Origin of the sequence: Pseudomonas sp. KCJK9058, assembly GCF_046230975.1 — a bacterium.
Taxonomy (GTDB): domain Bacteria; phylum Pseudomonadota; class Gammaproteobacteria; order Pseudomonadales; family Pseudomonadaceae; genus Aquipseudomonas; species Aquipseudomonas alloputida.
In genome coordinates this window covers 100709-113964 of sequence record NZ_JBJJLR010000002.1, presented here as the reverse complement: position 1 = coordinate 113964, position 13256 = coordinate 100709, and the positions used below count along the sequence as shown (strand labels likewise).

The 13256-nt window shown below is 57.6% G+C and carries 21 protein-coding genes and 1 pseudogene; 17 read left to right on the top strand and 5 right to left on the bottom strand.

Annotated elements, in window-relative coordinates:
- Window positions 1-117 precede the first annotated feature (117 nt).
- Window positions 118-441 (bottom strand): hypothetical protein, encoded by a 324-nt coding sequence (locus tag ACK59Z_RS02355; protein ID WP_409292265.1) that lies wholly within the window; start codon window positions 439-441, stop codon window positions 118-120.
- A gap of 4 nt (window positions 442-445) precedes the next feature.
- Between ACK59Z_RS02355 and ACK59Z_RS02350 the strand changes: the two genes are divergently transcribed.
- The 11 genes from ACK59Z_RS02350 to ACK59Z_RS02300 all read left to right on the top strand — a co-directional run bounded on the left by ACK59Z_RS02350 (window position 446) and on the right by ACK59Z_RS02300 (window position 5572).
- On the top strand, window positions 446-592 hold the full coding sequence (locus ACK59Z_RS02350; protein ID WP_409292380.1) for a hypothetical protein: 147 nt from the start codon (window positions 446-448) through the stop codon (window positions 590-592).
- Window positions 593-1125: 533 nt separating this feature from the next.
- Window positions 1126-1371, top strand: a complete 246-nt coding sequence (locus ACK59Z_RS02345; protein ID WP_409292263.1) for a hypothetical protein — start codon at window positions 1126-1128, stop codon at window positions 1369-1371.
- Window positions 1368-1589, top strand: coding sequence for a DUF551 domain-containing protein (locus ACK59Z_RS02340; protein WP_409292261.1), 222 nt, complete (start codon window positions 1368-1370; stop codon window positions 1587-1589). Before ACK59Z_RS02345 ends, ACK59Z_RS02340 begins: the two co-directional genes overlap by 4 nt.
- A 20-nt stretch (window positions 1590-1609) precedes the next feature.
- A complete protein-coding gene (locus tag ACK59Z_RS02335; RefSeq protein WP_409292259.1) occupies window positions 1610-2026 on the top strand; it encodes a hypothetical protein in 417 nt (138 codons plus the stop codon).
- Window positions 2023-2226: a hypothetical protein gene (locus ACK59Z_RS02330; RefSeq protein WP_409292257.1), complete on the top strand. Its 204-nt coding sequence runs from the start codon at window positions 2023-2025 to the stop codon at window positions 2224-2226. Before ACK59Z_RS02335 ends, ACK59Z_RS02330 begins: the two co-directional genes overlap by 4 nt.
- Complete coding sequence (locus ACK59Z_RS02325) at window positions 2223-2444, top strand: hypothetical protein (RefSeq protein WP_409292255.1); 222 nt, start codon at window positions 2223-2225, stop codon at window positions 2442-2444. The genes ACK59Z_RS02330 and ACK59Z_RS02325 overlap by 4 nt, the downstream gene beginning before the upstream one ends.
- Before the next feature lie 157 nt (window positions 2445-2601).
- A complete protein-coding gene (locus ACK59Z_RS02320; protein ID WP_409292253.1) occupies window positions 2602-2919 on the top strand; it encodes a hypothetical protein in 318 nt (105 codons plus the stop codon).
- Window positions 2920-3094: 175 nt separating this feature from the next.
- On the top strand, window positions 3095-3826 hold the full coding sequence (locus ACK59Z_RS02315) for a hypothetical protein (RefSeq protein WP_012053029.1): 732 nt from the start codon (window positions 3095-3097) through the stop codon (window positions 3824-3826).
- A complete protein-coding gene (locus tag ACK59Z_RS02310) occupies window positions 3823-4386 on the top strand; it encodes a siphovirus Gp157 family protein (RefSeq protein WP_409292251.1) in 564 nt (187 codons plus the stop codon). Before ACK59Z_RS02315 ends, ACK59Z_RS02310 begins: the two co-directional genes overlap by 4 nt.
- Before the next feature lie 7 nt (window positions 4387-4393).
- Window positions 4394-4810 (top strand): hypothetical protein, encoded by a 417-nt coding sequence (locus tag ACK59Z_RS02305; protein WP_409292249.1) that lies wholly within the window; start codon window positions 4394-4396, stop codon window positions 4808-4810.
- Between the two features lie 345 nt (window positions 4811-5155).
- Complete coding sequence (locus tag ACK59Z_RS02300) at window positions 5156-5572, top strand: hypothetical protein (RefSeq protein ID WP_409292247.1); 417 nt, start codon at window positions 5156-5158, stop codon at window positions 5570-5572.
- Window positions 5573-5823: 251 nt separating this feature from the next.
- On the opposite strand, the gene ACK59Z_RS02295 is transcribed toward ACK59Z_RS02300, so the two are convergent.
- A complete protein-coding gene (locus ACK59Z_RS02295; protein ID WP_409292245.1) occupies window positions 5824-6603 on the bottom strand; it encodes a hypothetical protein in 780 nt (259 codons plus the stop codon).
- 114 nt (window positions 6604-6717) lie between these two features.
- On the opposite strand from ACK59Z_RS02295, the gene ACK59Z_RS02290 reads away from it, so the two are divergent.
- Window positions 6718-7788, top strand: coding sequence for a hypothetical protein (locus ACK59Z_RS02290; RefSeq protein WP_409292243.1), 1071 nt, complete (start codon window positions 6718-6720; stop codon window positions 7786-7788).
- Between the two features lie 55 nt (window positions 7789-7843).
- On the opposite strand, the gene ACK59Z_RS02285 is transcribed toward ACK59Z_RS02290, so the two are convergent.
- A complete protein-coding gene (locus ACK59Z_RS02285; protein ID WP_409292241.1) occupies window positions 7844-8251 on the bottom strand; it encodes a hypothetical protein in 408 nt (135 codons plus the stop codon).
- Between the two features lie 179 nt (window positions 8252-8430).
- Window positions 8431-9126 (bottom strand): hypothetical protein, encoded by a 696-nt coding sequence (locus ACK59Z_RS02280; protein ID WP_409292239.1) that lies wholly within the window; start codon window positions 9124-9126, stop codon window positions 8431-8433.
- A 20-nt stretch (window positions 9127-9146) separates the two neighbouring features.
- Here ACK59Z_RS02280 and ACK59Z_RS02275 point away from each other — a divergent pair, with 20 nt between their 5' ends.
- Window positions 9147-9917: a hypothetical protein gene (locus tag ACK59Z_RS02275; RefSeq protein ID WP_409292237.1), complete on the top strand. Its 771-nt coding sequence runs from the start codon at window positions 9147-9149 to the stop codon at window positions 9915-9917.
- 31 nt (window positions 9918-9948) lie between these two features.
- Here ACK59Z_RS02275 and ACK59Z_RS02270 read toward each other — a convergent pair whose 3' ends face one another.
- Window positions 9949-11406 carry a hypothetical protein gene (locus ACK59Z_RS02270; protein WP_409292235.1) on the bottom strand — a complete coding sequence of 486 codons (1458 nt, stop codon included), beginning with the start codon at window positions 11404-11406 and terminating at the stop codon, window positions 9949-9951.
- A gap of 181 nt (window positions 11407-11587) precedes the next feature.
- On the opposite strand from ACK59Z_RS02270, the gene ACK59Z_RS02265 reads away from it, so the two are divergent.
- From ACK59Z_RS02265 to ACK59Z_RS02250, 4 genes and pseudogenes are all read left to right on the top strand, one after another.
- Window positions 11588-12112, top strand: a complete 525-nt coding sequence (locus ACK59Z_RS02265; protein WP_409292233.1) for a hypothetical protein — start codon at window positions 11588-11590, stop codon at window positions 12110-12112.
- Entirely contained in the window at window positions 12109-12369 is a 261-nt protein-coding gene (locus ACK59Z_RS02260; RefSeq protein ID WP_409292231.1) for a hypothetical protein, read from the top strand. The genes ACK59Z_RS02265 and ACK59Z_RS02260 overlap by 4 nt, the downstream gene beginning before the upstream one ends.
- The gene (locus ACK59Z_RS02255; RefSeq protein WP_409292229.1) at window positions 12366-12593 is read left to right on the top strand and encodes a hypothetical protein; all 228 of its coding nucleotides are present in this window, start codon (window positions 12366-12368) and stop codon (window positions 12591-12593) included. Before ACK59Z_RS02260 ends, ACK59Z_RS02255 begins: the two co-directional genes overlap by 4 nt.
- Window positions 12590-12982, top strand: a pseudogene (locus ACK59Z_RS02250) (DUF2591 domain-containing protein). The gene ACK59Z_RS02255 and the pseudogene ACK59Z_RS02250 overlap by 4 nt, the downstream one beginning before the upstream one ends.
- The last annotated feature ends 274 nt before the right edge of the window (window positions 12983-13256 follow it).

Here is a 13256-nt window from a genome sequence, read left to right as displayed (position 1 = left end):
CAGCGCGATAAATTTCAAGTGCAAAAAACCCGGCGCACTGGCCGGGTTTGATTTGCCATCCTAAACACACGCAAGAATGACAGGATGAGCAAATAATGTTGCATCGTTGCACGGGTGTCAAGCGGCATCTGCCATCAAAACGCCTTCCTCCTGAAGTATCTTGGCAGACGCTGCCAGCGCCTCAGCAACCATCTCGTCCAGCACCTTCTCGATACCCTTCTTCCAGCGCCAGTAGGTGGTCCGATTTAGGCCCTGGCCGTCCCAAGTGTTGATGTCGTAGAACTCGGCAGGCAGCACGATCATGTCGGTGGAGCGCTTCACGTACTGCTCGCGCCGCGCCTGGCCGGCGTCCTCGGGCATCTCGCCGCCCTCCAGGTGCTTGACCACGCCTGCATGCAGCGAGTCGAACTCTGCACGCTCACGGGCGGCACGGCTGAGCATGGAGATGGACAAGGACGCAGAGGAGCTTTTCGTCTTCCACTGCCCAGCCGGCCAAGGCTGCATCGTCAGCAAATGGCCGCTCGACAGCTACCACATGCCGATCGCCATGGCTCATTACGGGCAGTGCTGCGAGCTGGAGCGCGCAGTCTGATTTCACTGGCTGGCCTTGGCGACAGGGCCAGACGGGAAATCAACGAATCAACCGAGGCGAGATCATCAGGCTGCGCAATCCTCGGTAACGCGCAGCTGCACGGCCCGCCGGGCTCTGGTGCATGACAGCCGGAAAGACGGCCCGATGCCTTGCTCCCCATCGCAGGCTGCATCGGAGTGTGATCTGCCAAGTAAGTAGCTGCCCCAGCGCGGGGGTAGATGAAAACCGGTTACGCGGCGTTAAACCTGGCGGCTGGCTTGGACGCGACAGATCACACCCCGATGCAGAGAAGCGCCCAGCTCAGGGCGCGGTTACCGAAGCACCTGTGGACGTCCCTTCCCTCGCACTGGGGGTAAACGAATTGCGCCGTTGGATGGGTCCACGCCAAGCCAGCTGCCGGGGTAGCGCCCGGCCTCTGCATCCCTTCCCTTCACATACGACCGCATTGGCGGGTGCCAGGCTGGCTTTTCACGCCCAGTTTGGTCACTGCGCCTGGTATCCGGCCAATGCGGTTGGCTACCTAGGTTCACACAATGAGTAAAGACACAAGCGGACCGGCGTTCCCGGTCACATTGCCGAGTGGCGAGTCATATCAGGGTCACCTGCCGCATGACGGCATGACTCTGCGTGATTACTTCGCCGCCCAGGCCCTGCAGGGGATGCTCCCGTATCCCGGTAACGAAATGCGGGGCTCTTTTGCTGAGATGACGCCGAAGCAGGCCGCTGAATCAGCTTACGGATACGCCGACGCCATGCTCGCCGCCCGGGTGAAGCCATGAGCGGCTGGATCAAGTGCAGCGACAGGCTGCCGGAGCTGCCCAAGGGTGGCGGCAAGGCCTGGGTTATCGCCTACACGCCAGCCCGAAAAGCACAGAGCGCCTTCAACGGCGCCCGGTTCCTCTACTGGAATGGCATCGACTGGCGTTATGGCGATGGCTCACGTTTTGAGCACCGCGTGACGCACTGGCAGCGCCACCTCACCCCACCCACCGAGTAACCCACCACCTGGAGGCGACCATGGGCGCACTTCGAGCAGCACAGTTTGAGTACGACAATCGGATGCCGCCGGCGGTGAGCGAAGTAGCCGACGCGGAATCCACTTGGATCGACGACGGCATCGCTGAACTGATGGCGCGCCGCGATGTGGTGTTCCAGCGCCGGATGCGCCCGAAGCAGGGTGTCACCTATGAGCGCTTCGCCCAGGCGGTGGATGAGTTCGTGATGGGCCAGCTGGGCCAGTCGGATATCAGCAACTCGGTGCTGGGCCGCCTGGTTCTGGCTGCGCGGTGCAAGGTGACCAGCGATGCAGCAGCTGCAGCCGACGAGATCCTGAGCGTGGCCAACCCTGAGTCGGCGCTGGAAGAGATCGCTCGCCAGCTGCTCACCCCTTTTGCCAAGGAAGGAGTAATGGCCCGGGCCGAGGGGGCGGAATGAGCCCTCACAGCATCGCGGTCAGCGCGATCGAAGCGGCCATTGAAACGATGCTTCTGCCGGGCTCTGGCCTGGTGGAGGACGCCAAGGCCGAAACCCTGGTGGTCGCCTACTTCTCCCTCCTCGCCATCGATGCCGAGGAGTTCAAACACTACTGCGAGCGCATCCGGCGTATTGCCGTTCGGCGCAAGGAGGCTGCATGACTACGCCATTGATCACCACGCTCATCGACGAGCAGATCGCCGAACTGCCCGAGGCTCAGGCCATGCCGGCTGACCGGGTGCTGATGCTGTTCAAGGGCCCGACGTTCGCGGCAGCGATGAATGAGGCGGCGCTGGCCAGCATCGAGAACACGCAGGCCTGGAAGTGCCGGGCCTGTATCTGCGGAGAATGGACGGTCGGCTACGAGGTTCGGGCGTGACCTCCTACCAGCGGGCCCGCCGCATCGCAGCTTGGCGCGGCTCCTTCTCCATGCTCTTCGCCTGCACCTTCTTCATGCTCGCCAGCGCACTGGCTGGCAGCATCACCCAATAACCAACTTGTCAGCGCCTACCGCATGGATGGCGCGGGAGATTCGCATGCCCGAACAGAAGCACACGCCAGGCCCCTGGTTGATTGGTTGCCGTCTAAGCACCCAAGAAACAAAGATCTGCACCATTGTTGGTGGTGATGCCGTGCACGGTAGTGCTAGCGCCGTTACGGACTGGAAGGCAGATGCGGTACTCATATCTGCCGCCCCTGAGCTGCTAGCTGACTTAATAGACGCGGCAGCCACTCTACGCAGCTATGAAGCCCTGCATCGAGCCAAGAACACCGACGACAGCCTGAAGAAGGCTGAGGTCAACGCCGAATTGGCGTCGCACTTCGAGCGCACCATCGCCAAAGCCACTTCCTGAATCACGTAGCCGAGCACGGCGGCCCTTCGGGATAACCGTAACCCATGCGGGAGCGTAAGCGGCGAGAGCGCGCAACCATCCACCGCAGCCAGGGCCTGGAGCGTACCTCCGTGCCTGGGTGACCTGGCATTTCCCTATTCCAACTGACGGCGCCAGCCTGGCGCGAGGTTTTCTAATGTCCACTACCAACATGAGCATCTGGGAGAAGGTCCAAACGACCGACACCCGCTTCACCAAGGACGCCAAGGTCGGCGGCCAGCAGATCACTAGCCTGAACGGCACCGCTATGATCATGAAGGCCACCGAGGTTTTCGGTCCGGCTGGCATCGGCTTTGGCTGGAACGTGGTTGAAGAGCGCTTCGACAAGGGCGCCGAGATGTTCAGCGGCGAAGGCGATAAGCGCATCAGCCTCGGCTTCGAACTGAACCACACGATCAAGATCAAGTTCTGGTTCGTTCTGGATGGCCAGCGCGGCGAGATCGAGCAGTACGGCTGCACGCAGTATCTCTACAAGTCGAAGTACGGCACCACCACCGACGGCGAGGCGCCGAAGAAGTCGCTGACCGATGCCATCAAGAAGGCCCTGTCCATGCTCGGCTTCAGCGCTGACGTGTTCCTGGGCATGTTCGACGATGTGAACTACGTGCAGCAGCTGCAGGCCGAGCAGGCGATTGAGCAGGCCGAAGACCGCCAGGCCGAGATTGAACGCCAGCAACAGGAGCGCCTGGACTTCATTAAGGAAACGATCGAGACCATGCAGAAGGCGGTAACGCCGCATGAACGCAAGAAAATCCACGACCATGCCGTGCGCAAGCTCATCGGCCGCAAGGACGAGAAAGGAGCCGCACGGATCTCGCTTGAACTGAAGAAACTCGAAGCAGGGAATCCGCAGGAGGCTGCAGCATGACTCAACTCTACGCACTCACCGGCCAGATGGCCGAACTGGCAGCCATGTGCGACACCGACGACGAAGGCCTCAAGCAGGCCATTCAGGACACCATGGCCGGCATCCAGGGTGAATTCGAGGTAAAGGCCGACAACATCGTCATGCTGCGTCGGAACATCGAGGGTGACATCGGTGCGATCGACGCTGAAATCGAGCGCCTGAGCGAGCTAAAGCGCATCAAGGCCAACAGCGTGACCGCGATCACCGACTACCTGCGGCGCAATATGGATGCAGCCAACATCAAGTCGATCAAGCGCCCGCTGTTCACCATCAGTCTGGTCGCCGGCAAGGAGCGGGTCATCGTCGACAACGAGCAGGCGGTGCCGGACGACCTGACATCAGTGCAGACCAAGATCGCGCCGGACAAGAACGCCATCGCCGCAAAGCTCAAGGCTGATCGCGAGCACAACGAAGCCGTCCGCAAGCGCATGGCCGCCGGCGAAGACTGCGAACACGAACTGATACCTGAGCCAGCCTGGGCGCATTTGGAGCGCGCCGAGAGTTCAATCCGCATCAAGTGAGGTCAGCATGAACCCATCAATCGACCTGGAGGCCGCCAAAGCGGCCTTCTTCGCGTCTGGCGGGCAGATCATTGTGCTTGAGGGGTTCCAGTACGTGCCCTTCCGGCAGCGCCATCACCCTGAGCCGACGCCAAAGCGGGTCAAGCCAGTCAAGCAGGAGCGCGGCGGCGAGCGTAAAAGCCGCGCCAATGCACGCACAGCTCAGGTAGAAGAGCTCGCCAAGACCATGACCTGTGGCGAGGTTGCAAAGCTCCTGGGCGAAACCAAGACCGCTCTCTGGGGCGTAGCGGCGCGGGGAGGATTCAGGTTCTTCAGCCCGCCGAAGCCGGCCACACCGGCGAAGGCAAAGGCCGAACCGAGCCAGGAGGATCGTGAACTCGCCGACAAGATCATTGCCCTGCGTGATGCCGGCAAGTCCCGGTGAGGCGTGACTTTGGAGCTGGGCATCGGTAACTGCAGGTTCGCGCGCATCATTGCCGAGTTCGACATTGACTTCCCGCTCCAGCGGAATCGGGGGTAGGCCATGATCGCCACCATGTCTCAGCCTGTGCCCGCCGTGAAGTACGCGGCGGCCATGGCCAGATCCACTGGTCAGCCTTGGGGCGTATACCGAGTAAACAAGCGTCTACTGGTGGTTATGCCGTCTGGCTCGACGAAGAAAACGCCCATTGAGGTGTGCCACCCATGAGACGCATCCAGAAGCTCACGCAGCAGCGTCGCCGCCAGCTGCACATACACATGCCGCCCAGCGGAATCATGGAGGTGCCGTATGGCGATGTCACCCAAGGAGCGCGACGAGAAGCGCCGCGCCAAAGCCGCCCGGTTGCAGGAAGAAGACCTGCGTTTGAAGGTTCGACCAGGGACTAAACAGGCCCTGCTGGAACTGATGGAGTGGGCCGGGATCGAGGAACAGGGCGAGGCGATGACTGTAATGATCCATCGCCTGCATGAGCTTACCCGCGATGAAGCGGTCAAACTTCTTACTCCTCCGCGCCACAAAATCGAACTAAGCGGAATCGTGGCGCGCAAGCTCGACCGGTTCCGCTTGAGTCGTGAGCTACGCGCACCAGGTCTGGAGCTTGGCGGTGACCCGGACGATACCGGCGTGTTACTGATCGCAGAACGGGCCAGAGTCGACATCAAACCTCAATCGGAAGAGGATCTGATTAAGGTTTTAGAACCTTAACGAGAAAGACCACGATCGAGAAGAGGACGAAGCCAACGATCAGTACGATCGCGCCGAGCTTCTCCAGAAACTCTTTGTCAGCTGCATCTTGATGCCGACTTCCTTCGCTCGTATGCCATCTTTCCAGCTATGACTCTTCTCGGGTTTTTGAGTTCGTCAGGCTTGCTTGAACGCCCCATCGCTTCTCCTAGATCCGGCCCCATGCCGGCGAGACGTAATACCCCATCCAAAACCAAATTGCCACCATGCAATCATCCTTTCGGCACGGCGGAGGCAGAGCTAGAGCTAGAGCTAGAGCTAGAGCTAGAGCTAGGCTGAACATGAACAACAGCATTGACACCACGACTATATGAAATCACTGAATGGACCCCAATAGTTAGCAAAACAAACAACATAACTACGCAAATCCAGATCGACCATTTCTTTGTACTTTTATAAGCTGGCTCACCGAGTTTAACCGTCTCCCACTCGGACTTCAGTATCCCCCTAGAGATAGCGGTCATTTCGTCAGCAGCAGAATGAATTTTTTCCTTTAACTGAAGCCTCTTATCCTTATCGTCAAGGGTGTTTAGCTCCGCCAACAGCGCCATACATGTATCGAACTTATTTTCAAATCTTACAAAAGTTGGCTCGTCCGGCTTAAAGTGGAGGCGAACGTAAGCGTAGCCTTGGTAGATTTGCTGATTTAGCTCTCGAACAGCCGCAATTCCTTCGCTCCACTTATCCTGGGCAATTTTTATTGCTTCTTTTTTTGTATCGATGGCTAACTGACTTTGTTCCTTTTCTGGCTTTTCTTTCTTCCAATCCACGAACGTGTCGAACATATGCAAATTCATCACCGACAAAGTTGCGCGCGCATTTATATTTCCTATCAAATCCGAAAGCGCTTTACGCACCGAGTCAGTCCACAACTGCCTGTATTCGGAAGTTTTGCTTTCCTTCTCATTAACAAGTTTCACAATACTAAGTGCGGCGGTTATGAATCCCGCAAGCGCCGTCAAAAAAGCAGTTAATAAAATCTTATCCATCATTGGTGCTCCGATAAGCGTCATCCTTAGAGGCTGCATATGAGACACCAAGACAAACCAAATTGCCACCATGCCGCATCCGGCCACGGAGGGCGGCGCATGCACGGAGCATTCACAATGCAGACTAAACGCGAAGGTAATCTCTCATTCGGCGACGCCCGCCTGGCCATCTGGGAAGAAGGCATCTCCGCTGCTCGCGACGCCGGTGGTGTACGCGGCGCAGATGCTTGGGAGAAACAGTTCAAGCGCGAGGTTTTCAAGCGCATCATCCAGACCCTCAATCGCCTGGGCTGGACTGTTGGCCCCAACCTCGATGCCGAGAAGAACTACAAATGCATCGCCCACGGTATGCGGTGGTGCAGCAAAGGCGACTTGAAGGCGGACCTTCAGGTTAGCGGCCGGTCGATCATCTTCGAGATGTTCCAGAACGTGAACGCCCCAGATCGACCTGACCATGGCGGACGGCATCAGTCGAACAAAGAGTTCCACATGCCATACGTCATGCGCCTGGAGATGGAGCGTACCCGCCGCAAGATTCGCGACTACCTGTGCGCCGTTTTCACCGACTACAAGTTCACTCCCGCCGAGCCACGCGGCATGGGCCCTGGAATCTGCACAGCCATGGAGAAGATTGAGCGCCACCATGCGTCGCATCGGAATCAAGGGCGCCTGGCTGATTTTGTCGTACCGCAGCACAACTACAAGTCGAAAGACGGCGATCTTCTGCAGCACGGGCAGAAGGTCTGGATTTGCGATCGCAAAGGCCGTGTGCTGCCTGGCACCGCCTACTACAACAGTGGCCAGATGTGGTGGGTGGTCACATCCCGCTACGGTTACACCAACGTTGCCAATTGGGAGATCTGGACCGTGAACCCTGGCGACCTGCGCCGCAAACGCAATGAATGGGTGCGCCGAAAACGGCTGGAAGCACTGATGTCGGCAGCAGCTGCACGGATGGACTTCAAGAAGGCTGAAACCTTGAAGAACATCCTGTTCCCGCCGCAGGAGTCGCTCTACATGATCTGGACCGATCGTCACGGCGGGGCCTACTTCGAGCCGAACTACAGCGGCTACACCAGCGACACTACCCAGGCTGGCAAGTACACCCGCGCCGAGCTGAAGCCTTACCTGGGCGATGCCGACGAGAAGGACCACCTGCGCGCCGTTCCAGTTCGAAAAGCCGCCTGACCCTCCGGCGCTGCCCGCCAGCGACTAATCTGCTCCGGCATTGGCCTATCTGATCTCAGTTCCGTTTATCGTCATCCGTTGGAGGGCTGTACATCCCTCTATCCTGGCTGAGTCGGTGAAAAGGCGACCGCTTCAGCCGAGGGATTGCGAAATGGTAAACAATCAACAGCGTTGCCCATCCAGCAAGGCAGAAAATCGAACGCTCGCTTGTGCTCAATGACAGGACGAAAGAGATTGCCACTATCGCAAACATGATGCTGACGAAGAAGAATCCAGTCGCCAGGGCATTGACGAGGAAATTAAGCCTGTGCCAACGATCTGGGATCAGTTCGAGGGGGCCTGTGGCGATCAGAGCAATTCCAAACGGCACGGAATAGCTGATCAACGACGCAGATGGCTTTCCCAACCAAAGAAACGCTATCCAAATAGCGAGCCCTATGAATGATGCCGTTCGGGTCTTCATCGCGGCAGCTCCTGATCTTGGCGATCTTCCTCGATCTCGCAACCCCATTACCACCATCCTTGTTTGGTGAGCGGCGAAGCATATCACTCGGCGCTGCCCGCCAGCGCCTTCCCCTATTCAACGATAACGCCTCCCCGGCGAGGGCGGCGCCTGCACGCAGGGTCCGCCGTAGAATTAGCTCATGCACTGAGGAAGGGATGTTTTTCGGCATAGTATGTTGGTTGAGGCTCGTCCTCATCCTGGTAACTTACAACAGAAAAAGATTGTCTTCCAAGGCGGCCGATCCGGCTCCTGTACTCAACTGATAAGACAAAGTCCTCCCATTCGTTCATCCCACTTCTCTGGAGAGTTACACAGTCGCCCGAAAACATCGTTCCTATTCGTTTACTTGGATATTCTCTGCCTCCGAGCTCAGCGACAACTCTAATATCTTCGCAATACTCCCCGAGGTTATGCAAGTTAAAAGCAAAGTAGAAATCCCCGTCATCATCCCAGCCGCTACCAGATGCCACCACCCTGAAAAGAGGCTCAAGAGAATTCTCGTGATTTCGGAGAGCAACCTCATTCGCCGAAGCCATTTTCGCCTGTTCGGTCACAGCATTATTTAACTCAGTCGCCTGAAGTCTGAGAGCTTCTGTACCCTGCCTCAACTCGTCGCCTTGTTGAAAATACCCAAACACTAGCCAAGCTAACGCCAACGGCCCGAAGGCACCAGCAAGATAATCACCTAGCTCATTAAGTCCCAAATCTTTCAAGTCATCGAATCGACACACGCAAATCAATGCGAATCCACCGATATAAATAACCGAAAATATTACAGCCAATTTTGTCCTTAAGCTCACCCCTATCCCTTCCCTACATTTTAAGGCCAGCATAGTAATGGCCAGGAGGCGCCATGCTCAATCGAATCGTTTGCCAGTTCAGTTGCGGAGCTGCTTCGGCTGTGGCCACCAAGCTAGCCCTGGCCGAGTACAGCAGCACGCATGACGTTCAAATCGTCAACGCCTTCCTTGCCAACGAGGAGTCCGACAACCGCCGGTTCGCCCAGGACTGCGAAGCCTGGTTCGGTCAACCGATCACCGTCCTGCGGGACGAGAAGTACGGGGCCGACGCTCATGAAGTGTTCCGCCGCGAGCGCTATATGAAAGGCCGGACCGGAGCCCCGTGCACGAAGATTCTAAAACGTCGCCTACTCGACACGTGGAAAAAGCCTGGTGATGTGATGGTGTTCGGCTACACCGCTGATGAGGCAGACCGCCTGGAGGACTTCCGGGAGCGCAACCCGGACCGGCCAGTGATCGCGCCGCTAATCGACCGAGGTCTGGGCAAGGATGACTGCAAGGCGATTCTGCTGCGCGCCGGCATCGAGCTGCCGCTGATGTACCGGATGGGCTACGACAACGCCAACTGCATTGGCTGCGTGAAGGGTGGCGAAGGCTACTTCCGAGCCATCCGCCAGGACTTCCCGGATCAGTTCGAAGCGCTCTGCGCCATTCAGGACGATCTGGGAGAAGGTTCGTACCTGTTCCGCAATCGCACTACCAACGTCCGCTTTTCCCTGCGCGATCTTGGCGATGGCCCCGTACGGCGTAACGAGAGGATTCCCTCTTGCTCATTCTTCTGCGAGTTGGCGGAGGCTGACCTCGCGGGTACCGGTACAGAATAGTGCTACCTGACCATGGTGCTATTGATCCGTTTCATGACTTCGTCCTCAATCGACGGTGCTCTATTCGATGGCAGTTCGCACAAAGACAGCGAAGGTCTTCGAGAGTTGTTTTGTGGTTATCACCCATTTCGGCAACATGAATTGCATGGTGATGAACCTCAATGCACGCCTCGCCAAGCTCTCCATAAATCTCAGCAGGATCGACGTGGCAATTCTCGCAAAACAACTTTCCGTGATTACGACGAAACTCTGCTTTTTTGGCATTGGAAAGACCAGTGGCCCGCTCTCTTCGAAGGTGATGCACCAGACCACGATAGCCCTCTGCCCACACCCGCTCTTCGCTATCGGGAGGTAGATCCTCTAGCTTAATATCGACCCCTTTCGGCACCACTCTATAACCAGCTCCCTCTAAGAGGTCGAAGCAAACGGTCCCAACACCCCCGATGAAGTGTTCTGGTCTGACGGTGAATCCCAGAGCGGCGGTTGCCGCGAGTCCAAACACCTGTTTAGGGGCGAGGCGAACCCCCTCGTCCACTAGAAGATCGTAATCGGTTGAAGGCCCAAAATTTTCAGCTGCCCCTCCCTCAAGTAGTACCTGTACGGCTTGCCAGATATGTTCCGAGGTAACCTTACGTAACTGATCAGTTGGCAACCTTCCTGCGATGGGACTTGGAGTGCCCAGTAAAGAGTTCGATAGCCGTTGCGTGGCTTCGACTTCAGGATTGGTGACGGATAGCAGACTCAAAATTTTTCTAGCAAGCATTGGGGAGACACTCGCTAGATACGACCCCTGGTTCGCATCTCCATTTTCTTGTACAGGCGAATACTTCCTCGGAAGAAATTCAATCAAACCGCTCATATGCGGTTTGAGCACAAGTGGGTGATCTAAAGCAAACCACTCGATCGGTACCATCCAGCCGAGATCGTCCCAGTACTCGGCAGCTTGACAATGGCTATCTGGGATCGGTTCTTCCCGGTGTTCTCCAGATGCAATACCAATCGCTTTAATCTCCTGCCTAGCAAAAGAAATCACAACATCTCCAGCCCTCACACGTGTAAGGCTGTCATAACCCAGATTGTATATATTTCTTTTCTTCGTTTTTGGGGACCAGATATACCCGCCGACGTGCTCATCTTTGTAAGTTTGCTTGTGATTCACCCACCAAAATCGGCGCGGCACCTCACCGTTGATCACATATCGCACAATGTCCCTGGACGTCGAGGAACGATTACTACTCTTACCGTCGGGAAGCAGGCAGCGGATTGACACTCCTAGCAATGCCTGCTCGACTAAATCCTCATGGCTATAAATCTTTAGATCGAACGCCTTCTCATTTCCTCCATCTGGATAGGCTCGATAGGAACGCTCACCAGTCGCAGCATCTAGTTGAAAAATTGGACGAATCGGTCGCCCTTCCCAATCTTCGAAATAGAAATCGGATGAGACAAGCATTGACTGACCTACAGCCATTGTTTTGGGATCAGACATCCTTGCAACTCCATGGACATGAATGGCACAAAGATATCATCCGACTTCGTTAGCGCGAAACCGAGTGCGCTTCTGACCAAACAACGCCGCGCCTTTTCCAGGCTGGAGTACATCCGTACTCTTTCACTGAAACCACTCTCCCCTCTATTCACTGCCGCGATATGGCGGCCAAGGAATCCCCGTGTCCGAAAAAATTGAGTTGGACCTCGATGCGATCGAAGCAGCGGCCAAAGCTGCCACACCGCAGGACTTTGACAGCGCCCAGGTCGCCAGCAGTGAAGACGGCTGGATCGAATGCCAGACCTGCGGCGGCGAAGGCTCGGTGGAGCTGACCGCCGACTACCTGAACTACGACGGCCAAGCGCTGGGCGTCCAGTTCTACGGGATCGGTGAGCCGCACGTTCACGCAGAGGCGCACTACCGCGCCGCCCGGCCTGCCGTGGTGCTGGCCATGGTGGAAGAGATCCGCAGCCTGCGCCAGCAGGTTGAGCAACAGATGAACACCAGCCGCACCATCACGCTGGCGGGGTGCGAATACACAGAAGATGACCTGGTCTGCACTGCGGTCCGGTGCGTCAGCGGAACCAGCAGGCAGAAGACCCCGCGCTGGGTGCTCATGATGGACGCCTTTGTCTGCGGCTCAGGCGTAGCCCAAGCGCTGTGCAGGCGTTACGGGCTGGACCCGGACGAGGTCCTGCGCAAATGACCCGCCTCGCCCTCTGCCTCCTGCTGCTGGCCACCGGCGCCAGCGCGGGGGATCTGCAAGCCAATGTTCGCTCCTTCGAAGACAAGCCGCGCGGCGTCGTCTGTTACGAACTGAACGGCCTGGCCATCAGCTGCGTGAAGGTCTGGATGCCGCAAGTTGCCGACCAGCAGCGCCAGCTCTCCCCGCACGAAACACAACCCGAACCTACACCCGCACTGGCGCCTGGGCGCTGGATTGATGAGAGGTATCAGCTGTGACGACGTTCATCATGGAATACCGCGTGATCGGCTACTCGCTGGCCCACGCTTTCTCGACCAACCCCAAGGCGGGCAAGCGGATTTTCAACGTCAGCTCGGATGACATCGGGTCAACGGACATCCTCGCTGTAATGGATGCCGCGCGCTCACCAGAGAACACGCCGGACGGATACAAGCTGTTTTCCGTAACAGATCGTGATGCGGCAAAGGTAATGCGACCATGACCGACCTGATCGAAGTGAAGACGGCCGACCTGGCCGGCGAGGCGCTGAGCTGGGCTGTCGGTAAAGCTGAAGGCCTCGACGTACTCATCGCCCCACCCATCTACGGTAACCCGTAGCGGGTGTTCGTCCGCTACACCGGCGAGGTCACCATCCGCGAGGTGCGCTACAACCCGTGGGAAGACTGGGCGGTGGGCGGACCGCTGATCCAGAAGCACAACGTCAGCCTGCACTGCCCGCAGGAAGAGTGGGATTACTGGGCAGCCTGGATAACCGATAACGGCAAGGACGTTGCTCAGGGTGCTGATCTGCCGTTGCCGGCAGCATGCCGCGCCATAGTCGCCCACAAGCTCGGCGATACCGTCCAAGTGCCGAAGGAGCTGATTTCGTGACGATCGATAAAGAAAAGCTGAAAGCCTTGGCCGATCGTGTTGTGACCGATCGGCGGTTTTGCGCTGATGATCACCACCGCGAGCTGGCGGCCGGAGTTACAGCCCTGCTGGCCGAGATCGAGGACCTGAAAGGCCTTCGCCCTGCAGGGCCGCCGCGGCCTCCCAATGGCGAAGGTCTTCCTCGCTACGGTCTCCGCTGGAACGGTCCGCAACAGCCTTTGGCCGTACCTATGGTAGATGGCTATTGGACGCCATGGCCTGCTCGAAGCCGGTG

Excerpts from the sequence above, each read along its gene's own strand:
- ACK59Z_RS02355 (WP_409292265.1), bottom strand. The coding sequence starts at position 441 with ATGCTCAGCCGTGCCGCCCGTGAGCGTGCAGAGTTCGACTCGCTGCAT.
- ACK59Z_RS02350 (WP_409292380.1), top strand. The coding sequence starts at position 446 with ATGGACAAGGACGCAGAGGAGCTTTTCGTCTTCCACTGCCCAGCCGGC.
- ACK59Z_RS02345 (WP_409292263.1), top strand. The coding sequence starts at position 1,126 with ATGAGTAAAGACACAAGCGGACCGGCGTTCCCGGTCACATTGCCGAGT.
- ACK59Z_RS02340 (WP_409292261.1), top strand. The coding sequence starts at position 1,368 with ATGAGCGGCTGGATCAAGTGCAGCGACAGGCTGCCGGAGCTGCCCAAG.
- ACK59Z_RS02335 (WP_409292259.1), top strand. The coding sequence starts at position 1,610 with ATGGGCGCACTTCGAGCAGCACAGTTTGAGTACGACAATCGGATGCCG.
- ACK59Z_RS02330 (WP_409292257.1), top strand. The coding sequence starts at position 2,023 with ATGAGCCCTCACAGCATCGCGGTCAGCGCGATCGAAGCGGCCATTGAA.
- ACK59Z_RS02325 (WP_409292255.1), top strand. The coding sequence starts at position 2,223 with ATGACTACGCCATTGATCACCACGCTCATCGACGAGCAGATCGCCGAA.
- ACK59Z_RS02320 (WP_409292253.1), top strand. The coding sequence starts at position 2,602 with ATGCCCGAACAGAAGCACACGCCAGGCCCCTGGTTGATTGGTTGCCGT.
- ACK59Z_RS02315 (WP_012053029.1), top strand. The coding sequence starts at position 3,095 with ATGTCCACTACCAACATGAGCATCTGGGAGAAGGTCCAAACGACCGAC.
- ACK59Z_RS02310 (WP_409292251.1), top strand. The coding sequence starts at position 3,823 with ATGACTCAACTCTACGCACTCACCGGCCAGATGGCCGAACTGGCAGCC.
- ACK59Z_RS02305 (WP_409292249.1), top strand. The coding sequence starts at position 4,394 with ATGAACCCATCAATCGACCTGGAGGCCGCCAAAGCGGCCTTCTTCGCG.
- ACK59Z_RS02300 (WP_409292247.1), top strand. The coding sequence starts at position 5,156 with ATGGCGATGTCACCCAAGGAGCGCGACGAGAAGCGCCGCGCCAAAGCC.
- ACK59Z_RS02295 (WP_409292245.1), bottom strand. The coding sequence starts at position 6,603 with ATGATGGATAAGATTTTATTAACTGCTTTTTTGACGGCGCTTGCGGGA.
- ACK59Z_RS02290 (WP_409292243.1), top strand. The coding sequence starts at position 6,718 with ATGCAGACTAAACGCGAAGGTAATCTCTCATTCGGCGACGCCCGCCTG.
- ACK59Z_RS02285 (WP_409292241.1), bottom strand. The coding sequence starts at position 8,251 with ATGAAGACCCGAACGGCATCATTCATAGGGCTCGCTATTTGGATAGCG.
- ACK59Z_RS02280 (WP_409292239.1), bottom strand. The coding sequence starts at position 9,126 with ATGCTGGCCTTAAAATGTAGGGAAGGGATAGGGGTGAGCTTAAGGACA.
- ACK59Z_RS02275 (WP_409292237.1), top strand. The coding sequence starts at position 9,147 with ATGCTCAATCGAATCGTTTGCCAGTTCAGTTGCGGAGCTGCTTCGGCT.
- ACK59Z_RS02270 (WP_409292235.1), bottom strand. The coding sequence starts at position 11,406 with ATGTCTGATCCCAAAACAATGGCTGTAGGTCAGTCAATGCTTGTCTCA.
- ACK59Z_RS02260 (WP_409292231.1), top strand. The coding sequence starts at position 12,109 with ATGACCCGCCTCGCCCTCTGCCTCCTGCTGCTGGCCACCGGCGCCAGC.